The sequence below is a fragment of the Enterobacter sp. N5-15 genome, assembly GCF_057221635.1.
The window spans coordinates 1,617,414-1,643,984 of the sequence record NZ_CM170150.1 but is presented as its reverse complement, the minus strand read 5'-3'; the positions used below and the strand labels follow the sequence as shown (position 1 = coordinate 1,643,984).

Here is a 26,571-nt window from a genome sequence, read left to right as displayed (position 1 = left end):
TCAGACGGTTCCCGTCATCGTGTAGTCAGTTAACCTGATGGATATGATTATGGAACTGACAACACGCACGCTGCCTGAACGCAAACACATTGCTCTGGTGGCGCACGATCACTGTAAACAAATGCTGCTTAACTGGGTTCGCCGCCATCAGTCTTCGCTGGAAAAGCACGCCCTGTCGGCGACCGGCACAACCGGTAACCTGATCCAGCGCGAAACGGGTCTGCAGGTGAATGCCATGCTGAGCGGCCCGATGGGCGGCGATCAGCAGGTCGGCGCGCAGATTTCCGAAGGGAAAATTGATGTGCTGATCTTCTTCTGGGATCCGCTGAACGCGGTTCCGCACGATCCGGATGTCAAAGCGCTGCTGCGTCTGGCAACGGTATGGAATATTCCGGTGGCGACGAACCTCTCCACGGCGGATTTCATCATCGAATCGCCGCAGTTTAACTCGCCGGTTGATATCCTTATTCCGGACTATCAGCGTTATCTTTCCGACAGACTGAAGTAGTTTTTTTGCCGGGTGGCGGCTACGCCTTACCCGGCCTACAAAATCTTGCCTGACATCGTTATGGTTTACGCGCCACCGGCACATCAATACTCTTCAGGATATCGACAAACACGGATGGCTCCTCTTTATTGAACAGCAGCCACACGCGATGCCGCGCGCGGGTGATGGCCACATACAGCAAACGCCGCTCTTCGGCATCCGGGAAGTCTTCCGGCACCGGCAGTAAGGCCTCTTCCATTACCGACTCGCGGGCCGGGGCCGGGAAACCGTCGCTACCCTCTTTCAGCCCCACCACAATCACATAATCGGCCTGCTGCCCTTTGCTGGCGTGAATGGTCATAAATTCAAGCTGCAGTTTCGGCCAGCGGGTGGCGGCTTTTTCCAGCGCCGCGGGTTTAAGGTGATGGTAGCGCGCCAGCACCAGAATACGTTCATCGGGCTTTGCATAGCCGCTGAGCTTGTCCAGCAGCGGTTCCAGCTGGTCATCCGCCAGCAGGGTGACCGCTTTTTTATCTCCTGGGCGCAGGCTGTTGAGCGGCTTTGCCAGCTGATGCGGGTTCTGCTGGATAAAGCGGTTGGCGATCTCACCAATTCGTGAATTGAAGCGGTAGGTGGTGTCCAGATCGCTGCGGTCTCCTTCGCCAAAATAGTGGTGGAACGCGGTCGTCAGGGAGAGCTGCGCCCCGCTGAAGCGATAGATGGCCTGCCAGTCGTCCCCCACCGCAAACAGCGACGTATGTTTATTTTGCGCCCGTAGCGCCGAGAGCAGTGCAGCACGCTGCGGTGAGATGTCCTGGAACTCATCCACCAGAATATGTTTCCACGGGCTGACAAAACGTCCCTTCTCAAGAATGATGATGGCCTGATGGATCAAACCGGAGAAATCAACGGCGTTTTCCTCTTTCAGCGCGGTTTTCCAGGCTTTCAGCATTGGAGCCATCAGCTTGACCCGCTTCGAAAACAGATCGCGGATCGCCTCCGGCGCGCTTTCAATCATCTCTGCCTGCGATCCACCGTGCATTCGCATCAGGCTGACCCAGCGGTCAAGTCGTGAACCCAGCCGACGCGCCAGCTTATCGTCCTGCCAGAAGCTGCCCTCTGGCACCTCCCAGTTGAGCTCCTCCTCCAGCCACTGACGCCACCCTTTCGCCTGCGCTTTTTTCTCACTGCACTGCTGGCGCCACGTTTTGATGAACAGCGCCTGACGCGCCTGCGCGTCGTTTTCCAGCTTACTGATGGAAGGCACTTTTTTACTGCCCTGCTGAATAATATGCAGCGCAAGGGCATGGAAGGTTCTGGCCGTGATATCCCGGGTGTGCAGGCGTTCCTGGATACGTTCGTCCATCTCCTGGGCAGCCTTGCGGCCAAAGGCCAGAAGCAGAATTTGATCGGCGACCGCTTCCCCGGTCGTCAGCAGCCAGCCGGCACGCGCCACCAGCACCGACGTTTTACCGCTACCGGCCCCCGCCAGCACCAGCAGCGACTGCTCGCCGTTGACCACCGCGCGCGCCTGGGCCGGATTGAGCGGTGAAGATTCCACCGTACTGAAAAAGTCGGCGTATTGGGTGAGCATGGCGTCCGTCCACGCCTGGTTATGGGCAAGACGGCTTTTATCCTTATCGTTCAGCCAGGCCTGACACTGGCGCCAGGCGTCGCGACAGTTGTCAAACTCGTCGAGACGCGTCACGGAGAGCGGCAGCGCCGAAAGTGCCTGTCGGATCTTTTGCTGCAGCCCGGCGGTCTGCTGACGGGTCAGCCACGCGTGTTGCGCGTTGCTTTGCGCGATATCGTCCAGCACCTGCTGGAGCACCTGGGCGGCAATCACGCTCATATCCTGGCTCCACTGCTGCCAGAGCGCGTTCAGGTGATGATGGAAACGCTGAGTTTCCGCCCACTCGGTGCCGTGAAGACGCACGACTTTATCGTCAGGCAGAACGAACTCCAGCTCGCCCCACACCAGCCCGCGTTTGCAGTGGATAGCCAGAAGCTGATTAAACGGAATAAGGTATTCGTGGCGTTCCCCGGAGACTTTCACCCCGGCATTAAGGAGAACAACCCTGTCGTAAGGGTGTTGCGCCAGGCGTTTGCCTAACGACGTTGCTTTCAGTTCCATGTTCCGCCAAATCCACGAAGAGATAATTTACCTGACAGTTTAACTGCCAGTTTTAAGGTGCTCCAGCCTAAAAAAACGTTACAATCATTGGGCGTTAATTTTATCGAAAGGAAGTGAGGGTTTATGCGTACCGTTCTGAATGTGTTGAATTTTGTGCTGGGCGGTTTTGCCACCACCCTTTCCTGGCTTTTTGCCACGCTGGTGAGCATCGTCCTGATTTTCACGCTTCCCCTGACCCGGTCCTGCTGGGAAATCACAAAACTCTCCTTAATCCCCTACGGGAATGAAGCCATCCACGTTGACGAGCTGAATCCGGAGAGCAAAAACGCCCTGATGAATACGGGCGGAACCCTGCTGAACATTCTGTGGCTGATTTTCTTCGGCTGGTGGCTGTGCATCATGCATATTTTTGCCGGTATTGCGCAGTGCATCACGATTATTGGCATTCCGGTGGGGATCGCAAACTTTAAGATCGCCGCCATCGCCCTTTGGCCCGTCGGTCGCAGGGTTGTTCCGGTAGAAGTGGCCCAGGCGGCGCGTGAAGCAAACGCTCGTCGTCGTTTTCAGTAAATAAGGACCGGCCGCGTTTATGCTAAGCCCACTGCTTCGCCGTTATACCTGGAACAGCACCTGGCTATACAACGTCAGGATATTTATCGCGCTTTGCGGCACGGTTGCCCTGCCCTGGTGGCTGAATGATGTCAAGCTCACCATTCCGCTCACGCTGGGGGTGGTGGCCGGGGCGCTGGCGGACCTGGACGATCGTCTGGCCGGGCGTTTACGTAACCTGGTCATTACGCTTGTCTGCTTTTTCATTGCGTCAGCGTCCGTTGAGCTGCTTTTCCCGTGGCCCTGGCTGTTTGCCCTGGGCCTTACGCTCTCAACCAGCGGGTTTATTTTGCTGGGCGGCCTTGGGCAGCGCTATGCCACCATCGCTTTTGGTGCATTGCTGATCGCCATCTACACCATGCTGGGCGTTTCCCTGTACGACCAGTGGTACCAGCAGCCGGTTCTGCTGTTGCTGGGCGCCATCTGGTATAACCTGCTGACGCTAACCGGTCATCTGATCTTCCCGGTTCGCCCTCTGCAGGATAACCTTGCCCGCAGCTTTGAGCAGTTAGCCCACTATCTGGAACTGAAGTCCCGGCTGTTCGACCCGGATATTGAGGAAGAAAGCCAGGCTCCGCTCTACGATCTGGCGCTGGCAAACGGCCAGCTGGTCGCCACCCTTAACCAGACAAAAGCCTCTCTGCTTACCCGCCTGCGCGGCGATCGCGGCCAGCGCGGAACCCGAAGGACCTTACACTACTATTTTGCCGCCCAGGATATTCATGAACGCGCCAGCTCCTCGCACGTTCAGTATGCTGCCCTGCGCGAGAAGTTCCGCTACAGCGACGTCATGTTCCGCTTCCAGCGCCTGCTGTCCATGCAGTCCCAGGCGTGCCAGCAGCTCTCGCGCTCCATTCTGCTGCGCACGCCCTATCAGCATGATCCCCGCTTTGAACGCGTATTCAGCCATCTTGATGCGGCGCTCGACCGAGTTCAGGCCAGCGGAACGTCACCGGAGCACATCAAAGCGCTGGGCTTTCTGCTGAACAACCTGCGGGCGATTGATGCTCAGCTGGCGACAATTGAGTCCGAACAGGCGATGGCGCTGCCGGGCAGTGAGGTGGAAAATCAGCTTGCTGATGACAGCGTGCACAGCGTTAGCGATATGTGGCTACGGCTGAGCCGCAATTTTACGCCGGAGTCGGCGCTCTTTCGCCACGCGGTGAGAATGTCGCTGGTCCTGTGCGTGGGTTATGCCTTTATTCAGATAACCGGGCTGCACCACGGCTACTGGATCCTGCTGACCAGCCTGTTCGTCTGCCAGCCGAACTATAACGCCACCCGACACCGTCTTGCGCTGCGTATTATCGGCACGCTGGTTGGCGTCGCGATCGGCCTTCCGGTGCTCTATTTTGTGCCCTCCGTTGAAGGTCAATTGATTCTGATCGTGATCACCGGCGTGCTGTTCTTTGCGTTTCGCAACGTGCAGTATGCCCATGCCACCATGTTCATCACGCTGCTGGTGCTGCTCTGCTTTAACCTGCTGGGTGAAGGGTTTGAAGTCGCCCTGCCCCGCGTGATCGATACCCTGATTGGCTGCGCGATTGCCTGGGCCGCTGTCAGCTTTATCTGGCCGGACTGGCGTTTCCGCAATTTGCCGCGCGTGGTAGACAGGGCGATGAACGCCAACTGTCGATACCTTGACGCTATCCTGGAGCAGTACCACCAGGGGCGCGATAACCGCCTGGCTTACCGGATAGCACGTCGCGACGCGCACAACAGTGATGCAGAACTGGCCTCCGTTGTCTCTAACATGTCAACGGAGCCTCGCGCCACGGCGGAGATCCGTGAGACCGCGTTCCGCCTGCTCTGCCTGAACCATACGTTCACCAGCTATATTTCGACGCTGGGTGCCCACCGTGAGAAACTCACCAACCCGGGTATTCTCAACCTGCTCGATGACGCCGTCTGCTATGTCGATGACGCGCTTCATCACCGGCCGGCCGATGAGCCCCGCGTTGAACAGGCGCTGGATGAACTGGCTCAACGCATTGCGCATCTTGACCCAGGAAACGACAGCAAAGCGCCGCTGGTTCTTCAGCAGATAGGCCTGCTTATCGCTCTGCTGCCTGAAATTTGCCGGCTGCAACAGCAAATCGCTACCTGGAGGAGTGATTCTCCTGCGGCTCAGGCAGCGCATTAAACCACTCCGTCAGCTCCCGGCGAATGCCTGCCGGGAGTGCCGCCTCATGCAGCCCTTCGATAGCCCCTTCCAGCGCGAAGAGAACTTTAATACCGAGCGCTTTGTTTTTTGCCCGCATCTTTAGCCAGCTCGCTCTGGCACCGAGCTCCCGGAGCGTTTCCTCGTTAGTGATGCCTGCTTCAAAGAGTAAGACCTCAAGCTGAAAGGTCAGGTTTGGCAGATCCTTCAGGCGGTTTCGCTGATGGCGCTGATAGCGCTCTTTTCTTGCCGCACTAAGCGCAAACGAGGAGAGCTGAAGCAACCGGTCCCTGTCCTGCCATAATCCGTCATCCACACGGTAATAGTTGAGCAGCACCGGGCGGCCACGCTTCATCAACGTCAAAAATGAAGAGGCATTCTTTACACAGTATTTCGCACTCTCCTCACAGGCCCGAAGATAAAGCTCGCCATCAGACACCATGGCAAAAACTGCATCATCTACCGCCAGGGTGTAGCCTCCAAACAGCGCGCGATGATGTATCTCGCCCAGCGGGGAGAGGTATTCCTGGGATTTATAAATCCGTTCATAAGATATCTTTTTCATGATATTTCCCTTAAAAATCATAACGTAACAACGAAATTTCTTACTAGCGGATCCGTTAGCAGGAAAATAGGCAACTTATCGCCGTTGAGCAAGATGATTTTTCGAGGAGCATCAAGATTGAATGAATTTTGCGAGTCGCTTTCCGAAAATGAGGTTGATCTTTATGCATACAGGGGTTACTGTATATCCATACAGTAACTACAGGGCTGGAATGAATATGCACACTTCAGGCTATGCAAATCGCTCAACCTCTCTCTCTTCTACCGCAGGCAATGTCGCGCAGAATTCCGTCGAGCGTGTTTCCACGGGGCTTATCAGTGAAGTGGTTTATCGTGAAGACCAGCCCCTGTTGACGCAACTTCTGCTGTTGCCGTTATTGCAACAGCTTGGTCAGCAATCACGCTGGCAGCTTTGGCTCACGCCTCAGCAAAAACTGAGCCGTGAGTGGGTTCAGTCCGCAGGCCTTCCGCTAACTAAGGTCATGCAAATTAACCAGCTCTCGCCGTGCGATACCGTGGAGTCGATGATTCGCGCGTTACGCACCGGAAATTACAGCGTGGTGATTGGATGGTTACCGGAAGAATTGACGGAAGAGGAACATTTCCGTCTGACTGAAGCAGCTGAAGAAGGGAGTGCGATCGGGTTCATTATGCGTCCGGTTCGATCGGATTCTTACCGCAGAGGACAACTTTCTGGGCTAAAAATTCACTCGAATTTGTATCATTGAGTGAAATTAAGATTTTTCCTGGAATTTTTTTTTGACTACAAGATGGCATTAAAGTTCCCTGACTGAAAATTGCGGCAAGGCTTGTCTGGTGCGGTTCTCCTTAATTTTATTGCACAAAATTCGTTCGAAAAATGTTAAATAATCGGTATACGGAACTTTTTTTTTCATATGCCTGACGGACTTCACACTTGTAAGTTTTCAGCTACGTTGTAGACTTTACATCGCCAGGGGTGCTCGGCCTAAGCCGAAGATATCGGTAGATTTATATTTGACCACGCCCCCCGGTGAAGGATTTAACCGTGATTCTCTCCTGAGACTTTCATGGCGAATTTTGGATGATAACGAGGCGCAAAAAATGAAAAAGACAGCTATCGCGATTGCAGTGGCACTGGCTGGCTTCGCTACCGTAGCGCAGGCCGCTCCGAAAGATAATACCTGGTATGCAGGTGGTAAACTGGGCTGGTCTCAGTTCCACGACACCGGCTGGTACAACAGCAGCCTGAACAATGATGGCCCAACTCACGAGAGCCAGCTTGGTGCAGGTGCGTTCGGTGGCTATCAGGTTAACCCGTATGTTGGTTTTGAAATGGGTTACGACTGGTTAGGTCGTATGCCATACAAAGGCGACACCATCAACGGCGCTTTCAAAGCACAGGGCGTTCAGCTGACCGCTAAACTGGGCTACCCAATCACTGACGATCTGGACGTGTACACCCGTCTGGGCGGCATGGTATGGCGCGCAGACTCCAGCAACAACATCGCTGGTGACAACCATGATACCGGTGTTTCCCCAGTATTCGCTGGTGGCGTTGAGTGGGCTATGACCCGTGACATCGCTACCCGTCTGGAATACCAGTGGGTTAACAACATCGGCGACGGCAACACCGTTGGTGTTCGTCCAGACAACGGCATGCTGAGCGTAGGTGTTTCCTACCGTTTCGGCCAGCAGGAAGAAGCAGCACCAGTTGTTGCTCCAGCGCCGGCTCCAGCTCCAGAAGTACAGACCAAGCACTTCACTCTGAAGTCTGACGTTCTGTTCAACTTCAACAAAGCGACTCTGAAACCAGAAGGTCAGCAGGCACTGGATCAGCTGTACTCTCAGCTGAGCAACCTGGATCCTAAAGACGGTTCAGTAGTGGTTCTGGGCTTCACCGACCGTATCGGTTCTGACGCTTACAACCAGAAACTGTCTGAGAAACGTGCTCAGTCTGTTGTTGATTACCTGATCTCTAAAGGTATCCCAGCTAACAAGATCTCCCCACGTGGTATGGGCGAATCTAACCCAGTTACTGGCAACACCTGTGACAACGTGAAAGCTCGCGCTGCACTGATCGACTGCCTGGCACCAGATCGTCGCGTAGAGATCGAAGTTAAAGGCATCAAAGACGTTGTAACTCAGCCAGCGGCATAAGTTATCGTCTTATAAAAAAACCCCGCCATGCGGGGTTTTTTATTGTCTGCAGAAAAGAAAAATCTACTTTTTACCCAACAGAGCCTGAAGGTCGTTCTTCAGCGTCGACATCTGATTGGCGTACTTCTCTTTATGTTCGGCATCCTCAATCAGCTGCACGATGGTTTCCGAAAGCGTTTTGCCCCGTCGTTGTGCCAGCCCAGCCAGGCGTTGCCAGACAACGAACTCCAGGTCGATTGATTTTTTGCGAGTGTGCTGATGCTCAGCATTAAAATGCCGTTTGCGTCGCGCGCGGATAGTTTGCTTCATCCGGTTTAACAACGCGGGATTGATGTGTTTCTCAATCCAGCTGTTAACCTGTACCGGTTCATTTTCGAGGGTCAGCAAAATATCCACGGCTTCTTGCGCAGCGCTGGCTTCGATGTAGCAGGTGATCAGCTCCCCTTCTCGGTGCTTTTTGACCAGGTACTTCCATTTCCAGCCGCTTTCGAGATTTTCCAGTTGTTGATATTTCATTGCGATCTCAGTGTTACCACGTAACTCTGTTCAGAATATCAGTTTTTTAGCAATCTGCTGAAAAGAAATCATATCCTGTGAGTGAATGCAGCCAATCGCCCTGTCGAAATACCCAATCCTGCTTGGGTACAGCCCCCCGCTTACGGTATACTCCACGCTTTTACATCTGACTAAAAAACATCAACTTTGACCATTACGAAACTTGCATGGCGTGACCTTGTTCCGGATACCGAAAGTTACCAGGAACTGTTTGCACAGCCCGAACTCGCAAAAGAACACGAATTCATCCTTAGCGATACGCAGCCTCGTTTGCATTATGCGCTGGAGCAGGTGTTAAGCCCATGGGCAACTGCGCCCTTCATGCTGCTCAAGGCCCCGGAAGAAGCGGAATACCTGACGCTGCTCGGAGATGCCGTGCGCCAGCTGAAGCCGGAAGCGAACGCAGTTTTTGGCGGCCAGTATCGTATTGCGGGACATGATGTCACTTTCGAACCGGCGGCGCAGGCCGATGGTCGTTTTGCCGCTAAGGGCGAAGTGATTACCGCTAACTGGGCCGAGGCGGAACAGCTCTTTGGTTGTCTGCGCCAGTTTAACGGTGAACTTTCGCTGCAGCCGGGGCTGGTACATCGCGCAAATGGCGGTGTTCTCATCATCTCACTGCGTACCCTGCTCTCGCAGCCGCTGCTGTGGATGCGTCTGAAAACCATCGTGCACCAGCAGCGTTTCGACTGGGTCGGCTACGATGAGTCTCGTCCTCTGCCTGTCTCCGTTCCGTCTATGCCGCTGTCGCTAACCGTCGTGCTGACGGGCGACCGTGAATCGCTGGCGGACTTCCAGGAAATGGAGTCGGAACTCGCAGAGCAGGCGGTGTATAGCGAATACGAAGACAACATCCAGATTGCTGACGCCGACGATATGGCACAGTGGTGCCAGTGGGTGATGGCCGTTGCTGAACGTTTTACGCTGCCAACCCCTGCGGCTGACGCATGGCCGGGCTTAATCCGCGAAGCGGTGCGCTACACCGGTGACCAGGAAACGCTGCCGCTTTGCCCGCTCTGGATCGGTAAACAGCTGCGTGAAGTGGGTGCGATCAGCGGTGACGGAGCGTTCACCGGCGAACAGCTCACTCAGATGCTGGCTCAGCGTGAGTGGCGAGAAGGCTATCTTGCCGACCGTATGCAGGATGAAATTCTGCTGGAACAAATTCTGGTGGAGACCGAAGGCGAGCGCGTCGGGCAGATCAACGCCCTGTCGGTGATTGAATTTCCCGGCCATCCGCGCGCATTCGGGGAACCGTCTCGTATCAGCTGCGTTGTGCACATTGGCGATGGCGAGTTCACCGATATCGAACGGAAAGCCGAGCTGGGCGGCAACATTCACGCGAAAGGCATGATGATCATGCAGGCGTTTTTGATGTCAGAGCTGCAGCTTGAGCAACAGATCCCCTTCTCCGCCTCGCTGACGTTTGAGCAGTCCTACAGCGAAGTGGATGGCGACAGCGCCTCTATGGCCGAGCTGTGCGCCTTAATCAGCGCCCTGGCGGAAGTGCCCATCAATCAGAACATCGCGATCACCGGTTCGGTGGACCAGTTCGGCCGTGCCCAGCCTGTGGGAGGCCTCAACGAAAAGATTGAAGGCTTCTTCTCTATCTGTCAGCAGCGCGGTTTAAACGGCAAACAGGGTGTGATTATTCCTGCTCCCAACGCACGCCATTTGAGCCTCAGTCAGGACATTCTTGATGCGGTTGAGCAAGAGCAGTTCACCATCTGGGCCATCGAAGGGATTGAGGATGCGCTACCCTTACTGACAAATCTGGTTTGGGATGGCGAAGGGCAAACCACCCTGATGCAGACCATCCAGGAGCGCATTGCTCAGGCGACGCAGCAGGATGCTCGTCATCGTTATCCATGGCCGTTACGCTGGCTGGGCTGGTTTAGTTCGAACTGATCGGACTTGTTCAGCGTACACGTGTTAGCTATCCTGCGTCCTTCACTAAAATAAGGCTTACTGAGAACATGGTAGATAAACGCGAATCCTATACAAAAGAAGATCTTCTTGCCTCTGGTCGCGGCGAACTGTTTGGCGCAAAAGGCCCACAGTTGCCGGCCCCGAACATGCTGATGATGGACCGTGTCGTGAAAATGACCGAAACCGGCGGCAACTTCGATAAGGGTTACGTAGAAGCAGAACTCGATATCAACCCGGACCTGTGGTTCTTCGGTTGCCACTTTATTGGCGATCCGGTAATGCCTGGCTGTCTGGGCCTGGATGCCATGTGGCAGCTGGTTGGTTTCTATCTGGGCTGGCTGGGCGGCGAAGGTAAAGGCCGCGCGCTGGGCGTGGGCGAAGTAAAATTCACTGGCCAGGTTCTGCCTACAGCGAAGAAAGTGACCTATCGTATTCACTTCAAGCGCATCGTTAACCGCCGCCTGATTATGGGCCTGGCTGATGGCGAAGTGCTGGTAGACGGCCGTCTGATCTATAGCGCTAGCGACCTGAAAGTTGGCCTGTTCCAGGACACTTCCGCGTTCTGATTGTGCTTTTCGCACCTCCAGAAAGGCGAAACCTCCGCATTGCGGAGGTTTCTTTTTTTGAAAGAGACGTTATCAGGCTATGAGTGCCCTGTCGCCGATGGCTTCTCGCCAGCCTCCAAGCCATTGTGACCTTTGATTTATCGTCTGATAAGGACACATTTCTTTAGAACGTCCAGCGATGCCGGCCTGATAACCACGTTGATGAGCCCGTTCCAGGCGATCTCGTTTCTGTCTCTTCATGCCTCGTTTCCCTCATTCTTTTGTCTGGTGGAAAGAAAACAGTGTCTGCACTAAATGCACAGGCACAGATAACGAATACCCCGAATTAGTCGCAGCGTCAATGTTCAAAATTCATACGGGTGTCATATTTGTGAGCTACCTGGAAGTTCATTTGTACAAAAATTGTGACGTGGCACAAGTAACAACCTGAAGTGAAAACGAAAAAAAAACCGCAATCAGCGACAGGCCAACTGCGGTTTTTGATGATGAATTTTACTTATGGCAGCCGGGAAATTTCTCTCGCGATGCTGGCCGACTCCTGTGCCCAACCCTGAGCCAGGACTTTCACCATTTCGTCATAGCCATCTTTCTGCTGCTTCAGCTCCAGATGGAAAGGACGCTTAATTAGCTGCCCCTGGTGATTCAGCAACCACTCCCCGCTGATCACCACCGCACCGTCGTAACGGCCGTGGAAGGCCGTTACCGTGACGTTCAGCGTATCCTGGTCGTTACCCAGCGGCTGCGACGCGACAACCCAACCCGGAAGCTGGCTGCCCAGATTGGCCACCAGCGTGTTGCGCAGCTGCTGATCCAGCGGGCTGGCCCACAGGTTGTTCGTCGCAATCACGTATTTAACGTCGCTGGTCTGATAGACCACGCCGTTTCCTGCCAGATAATCCGGCACCGCAACCTGCTCAACCCACAGCTGACGGTTTCCCTGGCTGGCCGTGCTTTGCCCACCGCTGTGGGTAGCCACAGGCAGCTGATAGTAACTTTTATTATCTACCCCTGAACTGCACGCCGTTAACAGCAGAGCGCCAACCATCAATAGCCACTTTTTCATTCTTTTGCCCTCTTCGGCTCAGGATCCTTTTTATCTTTCGCTTCGAACACCAGCGCATTGCTCTTCTCGTTGAGCGTTTTCAGCACCGGCTGCAGTTCACGTAAGACCTGATCAAGACGCTGCATATCTGCCACCATCTTGTTGTAGGCCGCTGAACCCGGCTGGAAGCCCTGCATACTGCGGTTCAGCTCACGCAGCGTTTTCTGCATATCCTGCGGCAGCTGCTGCATACTCTGGCTCGCCGTGATCTTGTTGATGTTATCCAGCGTGGTTTGCAGACGACGCATCGTTGCCTGGCTTTCGCTCAGAGAGTTCGTCGCCGCTTCAATCATCGGATTCAGCGGCAGATTGTTGATCTTATCCAGCGTCTCCATCAGGCGCTGCTGGATCTGAGCCAGACCGCTGCTCACCGTTGGGATGATCTTGTAGCCGCCGAATTCACGAATACCGGTAATCGGCGGTGCTTTCGGGTAGAAGTCCATATCCACATACAGCGCACCGGTCACCAGGTTACCCGTCTTCAGCGATCCGCGCAGACCGCGTTCCATCAGTTGACTGATATGGGCAGCAATATCCTGATTCTCACCAATCTGATTAAGCAAACGTTCCGGCTCGATGCGGATCAGCACCGGAATACGATAATCATCGTCCAGCATCTGGCTCAGGCCAGGTACAAAGAACGGAACTTGCCCCACCGTACCGAGACGAATACCGCGGAACTCAACAGGTGCTCCCGGCTGCAGACCGCGGACGGAATCTTTGAAGAACATCAGGAAGTCAATGTGATCCGTATAGAGCGCGTCCTGAATGCTTCGCTGATCGTCAAAGAGTCTGAACGCCGTTTTCTCGGCAACCGGCTGCCCCAGATCCTGCCCTTCCGGCACATCAAAGCTCACCCCGCCGCCAAACAGCGTGGTTAATGAACCCATTTCTACGCGCATCCCCGCCGAGGTCAGATCCACCGCGATCCCGCTGTCCTTCCAGAAGCGAACATTGCTGGTCACCAAGCGATCGTTTGGCGCATTGATGAACAGCTGATAGCTGATGGTACGCTTTTGCGCATCGAAGGTGCTGGTCTCTACGGAACCGACGCGGTAGCCGCGGAACAGTACCGGGTCACCCGCCGTAAGCTGGCCCGCTTTTTTGCTGTCGAGGATCACGCGGATACCCTTGGCATCAGGCGGCGCAAGCGGCGGTGAGTCGAGAAGCTGATATTGCCCAGGCTGGCTGCCCTTCGTGCCGGGCTGCAGTTCAATGTAGGCCCCAGAGAGCAGAGTCCCTAAGCCGCTGATCCCTTCGCGCCCCACCTGCGGTTTAACCACCCAGAAAACGGAATCGCCATGCAGCAGTTTTTCCATGCCGGCATTAAGGCGCGCCTTAATCTCCACATGGGTTAAATCGTCGGTCAGGGTTGCGCTTTCGACCACGCCCACGTCCACGCTACGGCTTTTGATGGTCGTTTTACCGCCCTCAATCCCCTCGGCATTGGTGGTTATCAGCGTGACTTCCGGTCCCTGATGGCTGTAATGATAAAACAGGATCCATGCACCGATCAGCGCGGTCACGATGGGAAAAATCCACACCGGAGACCAGTTTTTGACCTTCTGCACTTTCGCCTCTCCACTCTTATTTTCCATGCTCTTACTCTTCCTCATGGCTTGATTCAGGCTCACGATCCCACGATAAACGAGGGTCGAAGGTCATGGCCGCAAACATGGTCATAATCACAACCAGTGCAAACATTAAAGCCCCCATCGCGGGATAAATACTCATCAAACCGCCCATCCGCACCAGCGCAGAGAGAACGGCGATGACAAACACGTCAATCATTGACCAGCGTCCGACAAACTCGACCACTTCATAAATCAGGTGCATACGCTCGCTGTCGCGTTTCCCATGACCTTTCGCATCCCAGCAGAGCCAGGCGATGGCGATCATTTTTAGGGTTGGCACCATAATACTGGCGATAAAGATGACGCCGGCGACCGGATAAGAACCTTCGCCCCACAGCAATACCACCCCGGCCAGGATCGTCGAGGGCATTTTGTCGCCGAGCAAATCGGTGATCATGATCGGCAGAATATTGGCGGGCAGATACAGCATGATGGACGTGACCAGCAGCGCCATCGTCCACTGCAGGCTATTTTTACGGCGTACGTGACCTTTCGTTTCGCAGCGCGGACAAACGTCGAGATCGGCGGGCAGCACGGCGGTGCAGCATGGGCAAGAGCGCAGCCCCTGACGAATACCGGGCACGCCGACCTTCACCTTCTGCGCAAGCGTCGGTGCCGGAGCGATATCATCCCACGCCCAGCGCCTGTCCACGCACTGGAACGCGCGCAGCTGCAGGACGCAGTACAGGCACCACGGAACAAAGCTGCTGCCGATCCCTACATCGCCATACGCCATCAGCTTCACGAAACTGACCAGAATGCCCGCCAGAAAGATTTCGGCCATGCCCCAGCTTTTAAGCTGAAAAAGGATACGCGCAAGCCGGATTTTCAGTGATACCGGCATCCTGACGCGGTTCACCAGCAAAAGGATGGCGACCAGGCACAACGCCGGGACTATCTGGACAAACAGGAGAAAAAAGGTGCCGAGGCTGGCGTAATCTTCCGAGAACATCACGCCCGGGATTTCAAGCAAATCCACCTGGCTGGTTATCCCCCCCACCTTCATATAGATGAAGGGGAAGAGATTGGAGAGCAGCAGCATGAACAGTGCTGCCAGAGCGTAAGCAGTGGGACGCTGCCGCGGCGCGTCCCACTCGGTTGTCAACGTCGCACCGCAACGTGGACACAGGGCTTTATGTCCGTGACCAAGCTCTGGCAACGCCACGAGCATATCGCATTGCGAGCATAAAATATGCCTGTCGGCATGGTGCTGGTCACACATATGTTATCCCTGTTTATGCGCCGTTCTTCAGAGACTCAAGGTACTCCCAGCGCTCAAATGCTTCTTCCAGGGCTTTTTCAGCCGCGGACAGTTCAGACAGTACTTTCTGAGTATAGTCATGCGATTGGCTAAAGAATGACGCATCAGCAACCTGTTTTTGCAGATCCTCAAGCGCGGCCTCCAGCTCTTCCAGACGCTGAGGTAGCCCCTCCAGTTCGCGCTGCAGGTTATAACTTAGTTTAGCCGAGGTTTTCTTGACAGTTTCTGCTTTTGTTACAGCAGGTTCAGAACTTGTTTTGGACTTTGACTGTTTCTGCGCCAGAGACTGCGATTGCTGCCCTTTTGCATCATGATAACCGCCTACGTATTGTCCAATTCGCCCTTCTCCTTCGAAGATCCAGCACTCGGTTACGGTGTTATCAACGAACTGACGATCGTGGCTGACCAGCATCACGGTGCCCTGATAGCCGTCAATCAGCTCTTCAAGCAATTCCAGCGTTTCGACATCCAGGTCGTTCGTTGGTTCATCGAGAATCAACAGGTTACTTGGTTTCAGGAACAAACGCGCCAGCAGCAGACGATTACGCTCTCCGCCAGATAACGCACGCACCGGGGTCATTGCACGTTTAGGATGGAACAGGAAGTCCTGCAGATAGCCCAGCACGTGGCGCGGTTTACCGTTAACCATCACCTCTTGCTTACCTTCAGCAAGGTTATCCATTACCGTTCTGTCTGGGTCCAGCTCTGCACGGTGCTGGTCAAAATAGGCGACTTCCAGCTTTGTCCCGCAGTGAACACGGCCGCTGTCAGCCTGCAGCTGACCGAGCATCAGCTTGAGCAGCGTGGTTTTACCACAGCCGTTCGGGCCAATGAGGGCAATTTTATCGCCACGCTGCACCTGAGCGGAGAAGTCTTTCACCAGAACTTTTCCATCGACCTGGTAATCGACATTTTCCATTTCAAAGACAATCTTACCGGAGCGGGATGCCTCTTCGACCTGCATCTTCGCACTTCCCATAACTTCACGACGAGCGCTACGCTCGTTACGCATCGCCTTCAGGGCACGCACGCGGCCTTCGTTACGGGTACGGCGGGCTTTGATACCCTGACGGATCCAGACCTCTTCCTGTGCCAGCTTGCGGTCAAACTCCGCATTTTGCAGCTCTTCCACGCGCAGGTTTTCTTCTTTTTCCAGCAGATAGGTATCGTAATCGCCAGGATAGGTCACCAGCTTGCCGCGATCGAGATCGACAATACGCGTTGCCATATTGCGGATAAACGAACGGTCGTGTGAAATGAAAATAATGGTGCCGTTAAAGGTCTTCAGGAACCCTTCCAGCCAGTCAATCGCTTCGATATCCAGGTGGTTGGTCGGTTCGTCCAGCAACAGCACCTTCGGGCCGCTGACCAGCGCGCGCCCAAGCGCCGCTTTACGCAGCCAGCCGCCGGAGAGCGCCGACAGCTCCATATCCGCATCCAGGCCTAACTGATCCAGCACTTCCGTAATACGGCTTTCAAGCTGCCACAGACCGTGATGATCCAGAAGCTCCTGCAGGCGTGCCATCTCATTGAGATTTTTTTCACTTGGGTCGGTCATCACCAGATGTGAAATTTCGTGATAGCCCTTCAGGTATTCAGCCTGTTCAGAAATCCCTTCTGCAACGAAATCATAAACGGTACCCGCCACGTTACGAGGAGGATCCTGCTGCAGACGGGAAACAATCAGATCCTGCTCGTAAACGATACGGCCATCATCCAGGCCCTGTTCACGGTTGAGGATTTTCATCAGCGTGGATTTACCCGCGCCGTTACGGCCTACAAGACAGACGCGTTCGTTGTCTTCAATATGCAGTTCAGTATCATCGAGAAGTGGCGCATCGCTAAAAGAGAGCCACGCGCCGTGCATGCTAATTAATGACATTTATTTTTCCTTTCAGACCGCGGTAATCAACCAGCAGTTATGAATTTGACGGTTACGGGCAAAGTCCTGAGACAGCGTTTTTTGGCTGATTTCTTGTGCTTTCAGGCCCAGGGCTGCTAAACCGTCATGGTCCATACGGAAGCCGCGTTTGTTGTTCGAGAACATAATGGTGCCGCCCTTGCGCAGCAGGCGCTTCAGGTCGGTCATCAGGCGCAGGTGATCGCGCTGTACGTCAAAGCTATCTTCCATACGCTTGGAGTTGGAGAAGGTCGGAGGATCGATAAAGATCAGATCGAACTGCTCGTCGGTTTCACGCAGCCAGCCCAGCACGTCGGCCTGCATCAGGCGGTGCTGACGTCCGGTTAAACCGTTAAGACGCAGGTTGCGCTCCGCCCATTCCAGATAGGTACGGGACATATCCACCGTGGTGGTGCTCCGCGCGCCGCCCAGACCCGCATGCACGCTCGCGCTGCCGGTATAGGAGAACAGGTTGAGGAAATCTTTGCCCTTGCTCATCTGGCCCAGCATGCGACGGGCGATACGGTGGTCAAGGAACAGGCCGGTATCCAGATAGTCGGTCAGGTTTACCCACAGGCGGGCGTTGTATTCGCCCACTTCGATGAAGTCGCCCTTCTCATTCATCTTCTGGTACTGGTTTTTCCCTTTCTGGCGCTCGCGGGTTTTCAGCACCAGCTTGTTTGGCGTGATGCCGAGCACGGCGATGGTCGCCGCAATGACGTCCAGCATGCGCTGACGCGCTTTTTGCGCATCGATGGTTTTCGGTGGAGCATATTCCTGAATCACCACCCAGTCCGCGTAGCGGTCAACCGCCACGTTGTACTCCGGCAGGTCGGCGTCGTACAGGCGGTAGCATTCAATCCCTTCCTGCTTCGCCCACTTCTCATATTTCTTCAGGTTCTTGCGCAGGCGGTTGGCGTAATCTTCCGCCACGCCGGATGGCTTGCTGTCCGCCGCTTTCTCCGCCAGATGGTAGTTCTTCTGCACGCAGTCCAGCGGGCCGTTTTTCGCCTTAAACTGGCGATCGGCACGCAGCTGCAGGCAGCTCAGCAGCTCCGGCGAGGCGCTAAACAGAGACAAGTTCCAGCCGCCGAAGTAGTCCTTCATATTGCGCCCCAGCAGGCTGTGCAGGGCAATCAGCGCCGGCTCGCTGTCCAGACGCTCGCCGTATGGCGGGTTGCTGATCACGGTACCGTACGGGCCTTTTGGCAGCGGGTTGGTCAGGTTCGCCACGTCCTTCACCTCGAAGGTGACCAGCTCGCCGATACCGGCGCGACGGGCGTTGCTGCGCGCGCGTTCAATGACGCGCGGGTCGCTGTCCGAACCGTAGAAGTGCGAGGTGTACTCTGCCAGACCTTTGCGCGCGCGGGTCTGCGCGTCGTCTTTGACCTCTTTCCAGATCGCTTCGTCGTGCTGTGCCCAGCCTTTGAAGCCCCAGTGGCCGCGATGCAGGCCCGGCGCGCGGTCGGTTGCCAGCATGGCCGCTTCAATCAGCAACGTACCGGAACCACACATCGGATCGAGCAGCGGCGTGCCCGGCTGCCAGCCGGAGCGCATGACGATGGCGGCAGCCAGCGTTTCTTTAATTGGCGCCATACCGGTACGATCGCGGTAGCCGCGCAGGTGCAGGCCTGCGCCGCTCAGATCGAGAGAAATACTCGCCGTGTCGCCGTTCAGCCAGACGTTAATACGCAGATCCGGATTTTCGCGATCGACGTTCGGGCGTTCCTTATTTTTACGCGTGAAGCAGTCCACGATGGCGTCTTTTACGCGCAGGGCACCGTACTGGCTGTTGCGGATCTCGTCGTTCACGCCGTTGAAATGCACCGCAAAGGTGGCGTTTGGCGTGAAGATCTCTGTCCAGTCGATCATCTGTACGCCGGTATAGAGGTCCAGGTCGCTATAGACCTTGCACTCCTTCATCGGCAGCATGATGCGCGACGCCAGACGGCTCCACATCAGGCTCTGGTAAATAAGCCGCGTGTCGCCCTCAAAATGGACACCACCCTGAACCACCTGGCACTCTTTCGCGCCCAGGCTTTCCAGTTCAGTTTTTAACAGCTCTTCCAGCCCACGGGCCGTACTGGCAAACAGAGAATTCATATCGTCACTTTTACTCTTAGAAAATTGTCGCGCATTATAGCTAATATGGCGTGTATGTCATAAAGTTGAAGGCTTATTTTCATTTGTGGGAGTGTGCAGTGGCGACGTTATCCAGGCTTTTTATCCATCCGGTGAAATCCATGCGCGGTATAGGCGTCTCTCACGCGCTGGCCGACATGAGCGGATTCGCCTTCGATCGTATTTTTATGGTCACCGAGCCTGACGGCACGTTCATTACCGCACGCCAGTTCCCGCAGATGGTTCGCTTTACCCCTTCCCCGCTTCATGACGGTTTGCATCTGACCGCGCCGGACGGTTCCAGCGCGGTCATTCGCTTTGCTGATTTTGCGCCTGTCGATGCGCCAACGGAAGTGTGGGGCAATCATTTTACCGCACGCATCGCCCCGGATGAAATTAACCGCTGGCTAAGCGGTTTCTTCTCCCGCGACGTGCAGCTGCGCTGGGTTGGGCCTGAACCGACGCGTCGCGTGAAGCGCCATGACGCCGTTCCCCTCTCCTTCGCCGATGGCTTCCCGTTCCTGCTAACCAACGAAGCCTCGCTGCGTGATTTACAAGGCCGCTGCAAAGCGAGCGTTCAGATGGAACAGTTCCGTCCGAACCTGGTGGTGACGGGTGTCGACGCCTGGGACGAAGACACCTGGAAGGTGATCCGCATCGGCAGCGTGATTTTCGACGTAGTGAAGCCATGCAGCCGCTGCATTTTCACCACGGTGAGTCCTGAGAAAGGCCAGAAGCACCCTTCCGGTGAACCGCTGAAGACGCTGCAGTCGTTTCGCACCGCGCAGGACAACGGCGACGTGGATTTTGGCCAGAACCTGATCCCGCGCTCCAGCGGCGCAATCCGCGTCGGTGATGAGGTAGAGATCCTTGCCCGAGGGCCTGCAAGAGTGTACGGCTCAGGTCAGGAAGAAGAAATGGTCGACGTTGTGACGAATGTCGCTTCAGCGGTAGATATTCACTGGCAGGGCAGCGTCATCCGTGGCAACAACCAGCAGGTATTACTGGAGCAACTGGAGCAGGCAGGTATTCGCGTACCCTATTCCTGTCGCGCAGGCATTTGCGGATGCTGCCGCATCAAGCTGGTGGATGGAGAGGTCAGTGCGCTGAAAAAATCGGCAATTGGAAATGACGGCACAATTCTGTGCTGTAGCTGCATACCGAAAACGGCCGTACAGTTGGAAGCTTAAACCGCCTGTTCGAGGCTGAAGGAATCTACGCGCAGCTGTGGCTTCAGCCTGTCGTTCATCACTTTAATGGCATCGCCAAGCTGCATCGTCCGCCCGGCAATGGTTACGCCGGGCTGTGCCAGCAGGCAGAGCGCAGCATTTTCGCCGGGCTCAACCACCAGCAAGCTCACCTCTTCTGCGGTATCGCTCAGATTTACGCTGGCCGCGTCACCCGTTGCCGGGGTCCAGCTCATACCGTGCGCAAGAAAATGCCAGCTTTTTGGCATTTGCGGTTTCAGGAAGCGGATAGCCACCAGCGCATTTAATACCAGCTCGGCACGCTGCTCTTTAGAGAGCACCAGATCGCGGCATTTTTCTTCAAAAGAGAAATAAAGCGCCGCGTCGTCAACGCAAAAGCCCGACGGGGAAAACGCGTCCGGGGTTAACATTCGGCGGGCAAAACGAGAACGAAACAACATGCCATTGGCTAAATCGAGCATCATGCGATCGTGCTCGTCGCAAAAATACCAGCGCCAGTTATCGTCAGGTTTAATTCGCATGTGTCTCTCCCGTCCCCAAACATCCTGTACTAAAATTGTCCTGATCGCCGCTTCGTTTATAACACCATTAATAAAAGACTATAATGTCTAAATAAGCAACAGTGACGGAATATAAAACAACCAGGGCTGGAAATAAAGCCCTGGTTGTCTGATTAAGAGAAAAGATTAGATATGAGTAACGATTTCTTTAATCAGCGGTGGTCCTTTAAAAATAAAGCCGGAATAGATTTGCACCAGTGACGCACCCGCCGCCATCTTCTCGCGTGCAGCAATCACTGAGTCAATGCCGCCGACGCCAATAATCGGCAGACGTCCTTTTAATTCCGCAGAAAGGGCGCGAATAATTTCGGTGCTTTTTAATTGTACCGGACGTCCACTTAACCCACCCGCTTCGTCACAGTTTTTCATTCCTTGCACGAGGGAGCGATCGAGGGTGGTATTGGTTGCAATCACACCATCAATATTATGGCGAACTAAACTGTCGGCAACCTGGATCAATTCTTCGACAGAAAGATCCGGGGCGATCTTAACCGCGACCGGAACATATTTATGGTGGATCGTCTGGAGTTCATTTTGCTTATTTTTAATGGCACTCAGAAGATCGTCCAGCGCTTCGCCATATTGTAAGGAACGCAGCCCCGGGGTATTGGGTGAAGAAATATTCACCGCAATATAACCGGCATAGGCGTAGACTTTTTCCATACAAATCAGATAGTCATCTTTACCCTGCTCTACCGGCGTGTCTTTATTTTTGCCGATATTGATGCCTAATATCCCGTCAAAATGGGCTTTTTTTACGTTCTCAACAAGGTGATCAACACCGAGGTTATTAAAGCCCATGCGGTTGATCAGCCCTTCGGCTTCAACCAGGCGGAACAGGCGCGGCTTGTCATTTCCCGGCTGCGGGCGCGGCGTGACGGTACCGATTTCAATGGAGCCAAAGCCCATCGCGCCCAGGGCATCAATGCACTCGCCATTTTTGTCCAGACCCGCCGCCAGACCCAGCGGATTTTTAAAGGTCAGACCCATGCACTGCACAGGTTTTTCCGGCACATTCTGACGCACCAGAGCGGCCAGAGGCGTTCCGGTAATACGACGTAATTGCTGGAATGTAAATTCATGAGCGCGCTCAGGGTCGAGCTGGAAAAGGGCTTTACGAACGAAGGGGTAGTACATGAACTCTCCTGGATTCCCGGTGTGCAAACCGGGAGGGGATTATGGGCGATCCACGCGCGAAAGGGAATTGACCTGCGGCAAAAAATCAGCGTAAAACGCAATCGTTTACCTCCCTGTCTATTTCTTATGCACTTTTTCGCATTTTAATTGCAGATAAATCATTTAGTGGAATAACCGCGCGGTGTCACACTCCTGAAAATTGTTATGAATGTTAGATAAAAGCAAACAATTAGTTATAAGGAGGAAGTATGCGCGTCATTACCCTGGCCGGAAGTCCACGATTCCCTTCGCGCTCCAGCGCCCTGCTGGAATATGCCCGCGAAAAACTCAATGCCCTGGATGTGGAAGTGTGCCACTGGAACCTGCATAACTTCGAACCTGAAGATCTGCTCTATGCCCGTTTCGACAGCCCTGCGCTTAAAACGCTCATCGAGCAGCTTAACGGCGCTGACGGCTTAATTGTGGCAACGCCCATTTATAAAGCCTCTTTTTCCGGGGCGCTGAAAACCCTGCTCGATCTGCTTCCGGAACGCGCGCTGGACGGCAAAGTCGTGCTGCCGCTGGCAACGGGCGGTACGGTGGCCCATTTACTGGCCGTGGATTATGCCCTGAAGCCGGTGCTGAACGCGCTGAAAGCGCAGGAGATCCTCCACGGCGTTTTCGCAGATGACTCCCAGGTTATCGATTATCAACATAAACCTCATTTTACGCCGAACCTGCAAACCCGCCTCGATACTGCCCTGGAAACCTTCTGGCATGCTCTGCACCGCAGGGATATCCAGGCGCCGGCGTTTGGTCAGCCTCAAGGAGTCGCACATGTTTAAAACGTTAACCCGCATCGGCCTGGCAGGTCTGATGGCGCTTACCTCGCTGGCCCATGCAGCAGAAACGGCTCCGGAAAGTTTACGCATTGGCTATCAGAAAGGCAGCGTCAGCATGGTGCTGGCGAAAAGCCACCAGCTTCTGGAAAAACGCTTCCCGGACACCAAATTCTCCTGGGTGGAGTTCCCGGCTGGCCCGCAAATGCTGGAGGCCCTGAACGTTGGCAGTATCGATCTCGGCAGCACGGGTGATATTCCGCCGATATTCGCCCAGGCGGCGGGAGCGGACCTCGTCTATGTTGGCGTTGAGCCGCCCAAACCGAAGGCCGAAGTGATTCTGGTGCCTGAAAACAGCGACATTAAAAGCGTCGCCGATCTTAAAGGGCATAAAGTTGCTTTCCAGAAAGGTTCCAGCTCACACAACCTGCTGCTGCGTGCCCTGCAAGAAGCCGGGCTCAAGTTCACTGACATTCAGCCTGTTTACCTGACGCCTGCCGACGCGCGCGCCGCGTTCCAGCAGAAGAATGTTGATGCCTGGGCCATCTGGGATCCGTACTACTCCGCCGCATTACTGCAGGGCGGCGTTCGCGTGCTGAAAGACGGCACCACGCTGAAGCAGACCGGCTCGTTCTACCTGGCCGCGCGTCCTTATGCGGAAAAGAACGGCGCATTTATTCAGGGCGTACTGGATACCTTTACCCAGGCCGATGCGCTGACCCAGACCCAGCGTCAGGAGAGTATTGCCCTGCTGGCGAAAACCATGGGCTTACCTGAGCCGGTGATCGCGAGCTATCTCAACCACCGTCCGCCGACCACCATTACGCCCGTGGACGCGCACGTCGCCGCGCTTCAGCAACAAACGGCTGACCTTTTCTATCAAAACCACCTGGTGCCAAAACAGGTCACTATTCGCGAACGCATCTGGCAGCCCGCAGGCAAAGAAGGAGCTAAATCATGAGTCTGAATCTTTTCTGGTTTTTACCCACCCACGGTGATGGACACTATCTTGGTACAGAAGAGGGCTCGCGCCCGGTTGACCACGGCTACCTGCAGCAGATTGCGCAGGCGGCGGACCGAATCGGTTTCACCGGGGTGCTGATCCCGACCGGACGTTCATGCGAAGATGCCTGGCTGGTCGCCGCGTCGATGATCCCGGTCACCCAGCGCCTGAAGTTCCTGGTTGCGCTACGCCCGAGCGTTGTCTCCCCCACCGTGGCGGCACGTCAGGCGGCAACGCTGGACAGGCTGTCCAACGGTCGCGCCCTGTTTAACCTGGTGACGGGTAGCGATCCGCAGGAGCTGGCGGGCGATGGGGTATTCCTCGACCATACCGAGCGCTATGAAGCCTCCGCCGAGTTCACCCGCGTCTGGCGACGTCTGCTGGAAGGTGAAACCGTCACCTTTGAAGGCAAACATATTCACGTTCGCGACGCGAAACTCTACTTCCCACCGGTGCAACAGCCGCGCCCGCCGCTCTATTTTGGCGGATCGTCGGATGTGGCCCAGGATCTGGCAGGAGAGCAGGTCGATCTTTATCTGACCTGGGGCGAACCGCCTGAGCTGGTGAAAGAAAAAATTGCCCAGGTCAGCGCTAAAGCGGCTGCCCATGGCCGCAAGGTGCGCTTCGGCATTCGCCTGCACGTGATTGTGCGCGAAACCAATGAAGAAGCCTGGGAGGCCGCCGACCGCCTGATTTCCCATCTGGACGATGACACCATCGCGAAGGCGCAGGCTGCGTTTGCCAAAACCGACTCCGTCGGACAGCACCGAATGGCGTCCCTGCACAACGGCAAGCGCGAGAACCTAGAGATTAGCCCGAACCTGTGGGCGGGCGTCGGCCTGGTGCGCGGCGGTGCGGGCACGGCGCTGGTCGGCGACGGTCCGACCGTAGCCGCGCGTATCAATGAATACGCCGAGCTGGGTATCGACAGCTTTATTCTCTCCGGTTACCCGCATCTGGAAGAGGCGTACAAGGTGGGCGAGCTGTTATTCCCGCATCTGGATGTTGCCATTCCGGAAATTCCGCAGCCGCAGCGGCTTCAGCTTCAGGGCGAAGCCGTGGCGAACGAGTTTATTCCACGCAAAGCCGCGCAGAGCTAAGGAGTGACAATGTCTGCCACCTCACAAAAATGGCTGCTGCGCGCCGCGCCGTGGTTTTTACCCGTCGGCATTGTGGCTCTCTGGCAGCTCGCGTCGTCCACCGGCTGGCTGTCGAGCCGCATTCTGCCCTCTCCGGAGGGCGTCGTAGAAGCGTTCTGGTCGCTGAGCGTGAGCGGTGAGCTGTGGCAGCATCTGGCGATCAGCTCCTGGCGCGCCGTGATTGGGTTTTCCATCGGCGGCAGCATCGGTCTGGTTCTGGGCTTGATCAGCGGCCTTTCCCGCTGGGGCGAGCGGCTGCTGGATACCTCCATTCAGATGCTGCGCAACGTGCCGCATCTGGCGCTGATCCCGCTGGTTATCCTGTGGTTTGGTATTGATGAGAGCGCTAAGATCTTCCTCGTGGCGCTGGGCACATTGTTCCCGATCTACATCAATACCTGGCACGGCATCCGCAATATCGATCGCGGTCTGGTCGAGATGGCGCGCAGCTACGGCCTATCGGGTTTTTCTCTCTTTATCCACGTGATCCTGCCGGGCGCCCTGCCCTCCATTATGGTCGGGGTGCGTTTTGCGCTTGGCCTGATGTGGCTGACGCTGATTGTGGCGGAGACCATCTCGGCCAATTCAGGCATTGGCTACCTGGCGATGAACGCCCGTGAATTCCTGCAAACGGACGTGGTGGTGGTAGCCATCATTCTGTATGCCCTGCTCGGCAAACTCGCCGACGTTAGCGCCCAGTGGCTGGAGCGCAGCTGGCTGCGCTGGAACCCGGCCTACACCCTTCAGGAGGCGAAAGCATGAATACTGCACGACTGAACCAGGGAACACCGTTACTGCTGAACGGCGTGACCAAACGCTACGGCGAAAACACCATTCTTAACGGGCTGGATCTGCATATTCCCGCCGGGCAATTTGTGGCCGTTGTTGGTCGCAGCGGCGGCGGCAAGAGTACCCTGCTACGCCTTCTGGCCGGACTGGAAGCCCCCAACGGCGGTGACATTCTGGCAGGAACGACGCCGCTTTCGAATATTCAGGACGATACCCGCATGATGTTTCAGGACGCGCGCCTGCTGCCGTGGAAAACGGTTATCGACAACGTTGGGCTCGGTCTGAAGGGAAACTGGCGGGATGAAGCCCGCCAGGCGCTGGCCGCCGTTGGGCTGGAAAATCGTGCGGGTGAATGGCCCGCGGCCCTCTCGGGTGGACAGAAGCAGCGCGTGGCGCTGGCGCGGGCGCTGATTCACCGACCGGGCCTGCTGTTGCTTGATGAACCGCTCGGCGCGCTCGATGCCCTGACGCGGATCGAAATGCAGGATTTGATTGGTTCCCTGTGGCAGGCGCACGGCTTTACGGTACTGCTGGTGACGCATGACGTGAGCGAAGCTGTGGCGATGGCTGACCGGGTGCTGCTGATAGAAGACGGGAAGATTGGCCTGGATTTGACGGTGGATATCCCGCGCCCTCGCCGCGTGGGGTCGGCAAGACTGGCGGAGCTGGAAGCTGAGGTGTTGGATCGGGTGATGAAGCGTGGGGTAAGTGAACGGGCGTTGATTAAAGCTAATGCCTGATGCCCTCACCCCGGC

24 protein-coding genes are annotated in these 26,571 nt (G+C 55.6%); 13 read left to right on the top strand and 11 right to left on the bottom strand.

The features are described from left to right. The first annotated feature begins 49 nt into the window (after nucleotides 1-49). Nucleotides 50-508, top strand: a complete 459-nt coding sequence (mgsA, locus tag AC2TE5_RS07625; protein ID WP_023311034.1) for a methylglyoxal synthase — start codon at nucleotides 50-52, stop codon at nucleotides 506-508. Nucleotides 509-566: 58 nt separating this feature from the next. Here mgsA and helD read toward each other — a convergent pair whose 3' ends face one another. Then, nucleotides 567-2,621 (bottom strand): DNA helicase IV, encoded by a 2,055-nt coding sequence (helD, locus tag AC2TE5_RS07620; RefSeq protein WP_484612950.1) that lies wholly within the window; start codon nucleotides 2,619-2,621, stop codon nucleotides 567-569. 123 nt (nucleotides 2,622-2,744) lie between these two features. On the opposite strand from helD, the gene AC2TE5_RS07615 reads away from it, so the two are divergent. Both AC2TE5_RS07615 and yccS read left to right on the top strand, forming a co-directional pair. Next, the gene (locus AC2TE5_RS07615; protein WP_023311032.1) at nucleotides 2,745-3,191 is read left to right on the top strand and encodes a YccF domain-containing protein; all 447 of its coding nucleotides are present in this window, start codon (nucleotides 2,745-2,747) and stop codon (nucleotides 3,189-3,191) included. Between the two features lie 19 nt (nucleotides 3,192-3,210). After that, nucleotides 3,211-5,373, top strand: coding sequence for a YccS family putative transporter (gene yccS, locus AC2TE5_RS07610; protein ID WP_484612949.1), 2,163 nt, complete (start codon nucleotides 3,211-3,213; stop codon nucleotides 5,371-5,373). Here the strand turns inward: yccS and AC2TE5_RS07605 are convergent. After that, nucleotides 5,330-5,956, bottom strand: a complete 627-nt coding sequence (locus AC2TE5_RS07605; RefSeq protein WP_213328355.1) for a TfoX/Sxy family DNA transformation protein — start codon at nucleotides 5,954-5,956, stop codon at nucleotides 5,330-5,332. The genes yccS and AC2TE5_RS07605 overlap by 44 nt on opposite strands. 217 nt (nucleotides 5,957-6,173) lie before the next feature. On the opposite strand from AC2TE5_RS07605, the gene sulA reads away from it, so the two are divergent. After that, nucleotides 6,174-6,683 (top strand): SOS-induced cell division inhibitor SulA, encoded by a 510-nt coding sequence (gene sulA, locus AC2TE5_RS07600; RefSeq protein WP_213328356.1) that lies wholly within the window; start codon nucleotides 6,174-6,176, stop codon nucleotides 6,681-6,683. Nucleotides 6,684-7,038: 355 nt separating this feature from the next. Further along, nucleotides 7,039-8,094 (top strand): porin OmpA, encoded by a 1,056-nt coding sequence (ompA, locus tag AC2TE5_RS07595; RefSeq protein WP_148242612.1) that lies wholly within the window; start codon nucleotides 7,039-7,041, stop codon nucleotides 8,092-8,094. A 63-nt stretch (nucleotides 8,095-8,157) separates the two neighbouring features. Here the strand turns inward: ompA and matP are convergent, their stop codons facing one another. After that, nucleotides 8,158-8,610, bottom strand: a complete 453-nt coding sequence (gene matP / locus AC2TE5_RS07590) for a macrodomain Ter protein MatP (RefSeq protein WP_063143983.1) — start codon at nucleotides 8,608-8,610, stop codon at nucleotides 8,158-8,160. A gap of 186 nt (nucleotides 8,611-8,796) precedes the next feature. Between matP and AC2TE5_RS07585 the strand changes: the two genes are divergently transcribed. Together AC2TE5_RS07585 and fabA are read left to right on the top strand one after the other, a co-directional pair. Further along, on the top strand, nucleotides 8,797-10,557 hold the full coding sequence (locus AC2TE5_RS07585) for an AAA family ATPase (protein WP_484612948.1): 1,761 nt from the start codon (nucleotides 8,797-8,799) through the stop codon (nucleotides 10,555-10,557). Between the two features lie 68 nt (nucleotides 10,558-10,625). Beyond that, the gene (gene fabA / locus AC2TE5_RS07580) at nucleotides 10,626-11,144 is read left to right on the top strand and encodes a 3-hydroxyacyl-[acyl-carrier-protein] dehydratase FabA (RefSeq protein ID WP_008499931.1); all 519 of its coding nucleotides are present in this window, start codon (nucleotides 10,626-10,628) and stop codon (nucleotides 11,142-11,144) included. 72 nt (nucleotides 11,145-11,216) lie between these two features. Here fabA and rmf read toward each other — a convergent pair whose 3' ends face one another. The 6 genes from rmf to rlmKL form a co-directional block, all read right to left on the bottom strand. Then, nucleotides 11,217-11,384, bottom strand: coding sequence for a ribosome modulation factor (rmf, locus tag AC2TE5_RS07575; protein WP_013097261.1), 168 nt, complete (start codon nucleotides 11,382-11,384; stop codon nucleotides 11,217-11,219). A 256-nt stretch (nucleotides 11,385-11,640) separates the two neighbouring features. After that, nucleotides 11,641-12,207, bottom strand: coding sequence for a membrane integrity-associated transporter subunit PqiC (gene pqiC, locus AC2TE5_RS07570; protein ID WP_032658165.1), 567 nt, complete (start codon nucleotides 12,205-12,207; stop codon nucleotides 11,641-11,643). Next, nucleotides 12,204-13,844 (bottom strand): intermembrane transport protein PqiB, encoded by a 1,641-nt coding sequence (gene pqiB / locus AC2TE5_RS07565; protein WP_213328359.1) that lies wholly within the window; start codon nucleotides 13,842-13,844, stop codon nucleotides 12,204-12,206. Before pqiB ends, pqiC begins: the two co-directional genes overlap by 4 nt. A 4-nt stretch (nucleotides 13,845-13,848) precedes the next feature. Next, entirely contained in the window at nucleotides 13,849-15,102 is a 1,254-nt protein-coding gene (gene pqiA / locus AC2TE5_RS07560) for a membrane integrity-associated transporter subunit PqiA (protein ID WP_484612947.1), read from the bottom strand. A 13-nt stretch (nucleotides 15,103-15,115) separates the two neighbouring features. Next, on the bottom strand, nucleotides 15,116-17,023 hold the full coding sequence (locus AC2TE5_RS07555) for an ABC transporter ATP-binding protein (RefSeq protein ID WP_148242617.1): 1,908 nt from the start codon (nucleotides 17,021-17,023) through the stop codon (nucleotides 15,116-15,118). A gap of 12 nt (nucleotides 17,024-17,035) precedes the next feature. Next, complete coding sequence (gene rlmKL, locus AC2TE5_RS07550; protein WP_484612946.1) at nucleotides 17,036-19,144, bottom strand: bifunctional 23S rRNA (guanine(2069)-N(7))-methyltransferase RlmK/23S rRNA (guanine(2445)-N(2))-methyltransferase RlmL; 2,109 nt, start codon at nucleotides 19,142-19,144, stop codon at nucleotides 17,036-17,038. Between the two features lie 98 nt (nucleotides 19,145-19,242). Here rlmKL and AC2TE5_RS07545 point away from each other — a divergent pair, with 98 nt between their 5' ends. Beyond that, entirely contained in the window at nucleotides 19,243-20,352 is a 1,110-nt protein-coding gene (locus tag AC2TE5_RS07545) for a YcbX family protein (RefSeq protein WP_213328362.1), read from the top strand. Here the strand turns inward: AC2TE5_RS07545 and zapC are convergent. Both zapC and pyrD read right to left on the bottom strand, forming a co-directional pair. Further along, nucleotides 20,349-20,891, bottom strand: a complete 543-nt coding sequence (gene zapC / locus AC2TE5_RS07540; protein WP_023311020.1) for a cell division protein ZapC — start codon at nucleotides 20,889-20,891, stop codon at nucleotides 20,349-20,351. The genes AC2TE5_RS07545 and zapC overlap by 4 nt on opposite strands. A 165-nt stretch (nucleotides 20,892-21,056) precedes the next feature. Next, nucleotides 21,057-22,067 (bottom strand): quinone-dependent dihydroorotate dehydrogenase, encoded by a 1,011-nt coding sequence (pyrD, locus tag AC2TE5_RS07535; protein WP_213328363.1) that lies wholly within the window; start codon nucleotides 22,065-22,067, stop codon nucleotides 21,057-21,059. A 248-nt stretch (nucleotides 22,068-22,315) separates the two neighbouring features. Here pyrD and ssuE point away from each other — a divergent pair, with 248 nt between their 5' ends. The 5 genes from ssuE to ssuB are packed head-to-tail and all read left to right on the top strand — an operon-like array spanning nucleotide 22,316 to nucleotide 26,556. Further along, entirely contained in the window at nucleotides 22,316-22,891 is a 576-nt protein-coding gene (ssuE, locus tag AC2TE5_RS07530) for an NADPH-dependent FMN reductase (RefSeq protein WP_023335146.1), read from the top strand. Then, nucleotides 22,884-23,846 carry a sulfonate ABC transporter substrate-binding protein gene (locus tag AC2TE5_RS07525; protein ID WP_032638812.1) on the top strand — a complete coding sequence of 321 codons (963 nt, stop codon included), beginning with the start codon at nucleotides 22,884-22,886 and terminating at the stop codon, nucleotides 23,844-23,846. Before ssuE ends, AC2TE5_RS07525 begins: the two co-directional genes overlap by 8 nt. After that, complete coding sequence (ssuD, locus tag AC2TE5_RS07520) at nucleotides 23,843-24,988, top strand: FMNH2-dependent alkanesulfonate monooxygenase (protein ID WP_484612945.1); 1,146 nt, start codon at nucleotides 23,843-23,845, stop codon at nucleotides 24,986-24,988. Before AC2TE5_RS07525 ends, ssuD begins: the two co-directional genes overlap by 4 nt. A gap of 9 nt (nucleotides 24,989-24,997) precedes the next feature. After that, nucleotides 24,998-25,789, top strand: coding sequence for an aliphatic sulfonate ABC transporter permease SsuC (gene ssuC / locus AC2TE5_RS07515; RefSeq protein WP_023311016.1), 792 nt, complete (start codon nucleotides 24,998-25,000; stop codon nucleotides 25,787-25,789). Next, a complete protein-coding gene (ssuB, locus tag AC2TE5_RS07510) occupies nucleotides 25,786-26,556 on the top strand; it encodes an aliphatic sulfonates ABC transporter ATP-binding protein (RefSeq protein ID WP_484612944.1) in 771 nt (256 codons plus the stop codon). Before ssuC ends, ssuB begins: the two co-directional genes overlap by 4 nt. Nucleotides 26,557-26,571 lie beyond the last annotated feature (15 nt).

Bases quoted from the DNA above. Each gene is read 5' to 3' on its own strand.
- mgsA (WP_023311034.1), top strand. From the start codon at position 50: ATGGAACTGACAACACGCACGCTGCCTGAACGCAAACACATTGCTCTG.
- helD (WP_484612950.1), bottom strand. From the start codon at position 2,621: ATGGAACTGAAAGCAACGTCGTTAGGCAAACGCCTGGCGCAACACCCT.
- AC2TE5_RS07615 (WP_023311032.1), top strand. From the start codon at position 2,745: ATGCGTACCGTTCTGAATGTGTTGAATTTTGTGCTGGGCGGTTTTGCC.
- yccS (WP_484612949.1), top strand. From the start codon at position 3,211: ATGCTAAGCCCACTGCTTCGCCGTTATACCTGGAACAGCACCTGGCTA.
- AC2TE5_RS07605 (WP_213328355.1), bottom strand. From the start codon at position 5,956: ATGAAAAAGATATCTTATGAACGGATTTATAAATCCCAGGAATACCTC.
- sulA (WP_213328356.1), top strand. From the start codon at position 6,174: ATGCACACTTCAGGCTATGCAAATCGCTCAACCTCTCTCTCTTCTACC.
- ompA (WP_148242612.1), top strand. From the start codon at position 7,039: ATGAAAAAGACAGCTATCGCGATTGCAGTGGCACTGGCTGGCTTCGCT.
- matP (WP_063143983.1), bottom strand. From the start codon at position 8,610: ATGAAATATCAACAACTGGAAAATCTCGAAAGCGGCTGGAAATGGAAG.
- fabA (WP_008499931.1), top strand. From the start codon at position 10,626: ATGGTAGATAAACGCGAATCCTATACAAAAGAAGATCTTCTTGCCTCT.
- rmf (WP_013097261.1), bottom strand. From the start codon at position 11,384: ATGAAGAGACAGAAACGAGATCGCCTGGAACGGGCTCATCAACGTGGT.
- pqiC (WP_032658165.1), bottom strand. From the start codon at position 12,207: ATGAAAAAGTGGCTATTGATGGTTGGCGCTCTGCTGTTAACGGCGTGC.
- pqiB (WP_213328359.1), bottom strand. From the start codon at position 13,844: ATGGAAAATAAGAGTGGAGAGGCGAAAGTGCAGAAGGTCAAAAACTGG.
- pqiA (WP_484612947.1), bottom strand. From the start codon at position 15,102: ATGTGTGACCAGCACCATGCCGACAGGCATATTTTATGCTCGCAATGC.
- AC2TE5_RS07555 (WP_148242617.1), bottom strand. From the start codon at position 17,023: ATGTCATTAATTAGCATGCACGGCGCGTGGCTCTCTTTTAGCGATGCG.
- rlmKL (WP_484612946.1), bottom strand. From the start codon at position 19,144: ATGAATTCTCTGTTTGCCAGTACGGCCCGTGGGCTGGAAGAGCTGTTA.
- zapC (WP_023311020.1), bottom strand. From the start codon at position 20,891: ATGCGAATTAAACCTGACGATAACTGGCGCTGGTATTTTTGCGACGAG.
- pyrD (WP_213328363.1), bottom strand. From the start codon at position 22,067: ATGTACTACCCCTTCGTTCGTAAAGCCCTTTTCCAGCTCGACCCTGAG.
- ssuE (WP_023335146.1), top strand. From the start codon at position 22,316: ATGCGCGTCATTACCCTGGCCGGAAGTCCACGATTCCCTTCGCGCTCC.
- AC2TE5_RS07525 (WP_032638812.1), top strand. From the start codon at position 22,884: ATGTTTAAAACGTTAACCCGCATCGGCCTGGCAGGTCTGATGGCGCTT.
- ssuD (WP_484612945.1), top strand. From the start codon at position 23,843: ATGAGTCTGAATCTTTTCTGGTTTTTACCCACCCACGGTGATGGACAC.
- ssuC (WP_023311016.1), top strand. From the start codon at position 24,998: ATGTCTGCCACCTCACAAAAATGGCTGCTGCGCGCCGCGCCGTGGTTT.
- ssuB (WP_484612944.1), top strand. From the start codon at position 25,786: ATGAATACTGCACGACTGAACCAGGGAACACCGTTACTGCTGAACGGC.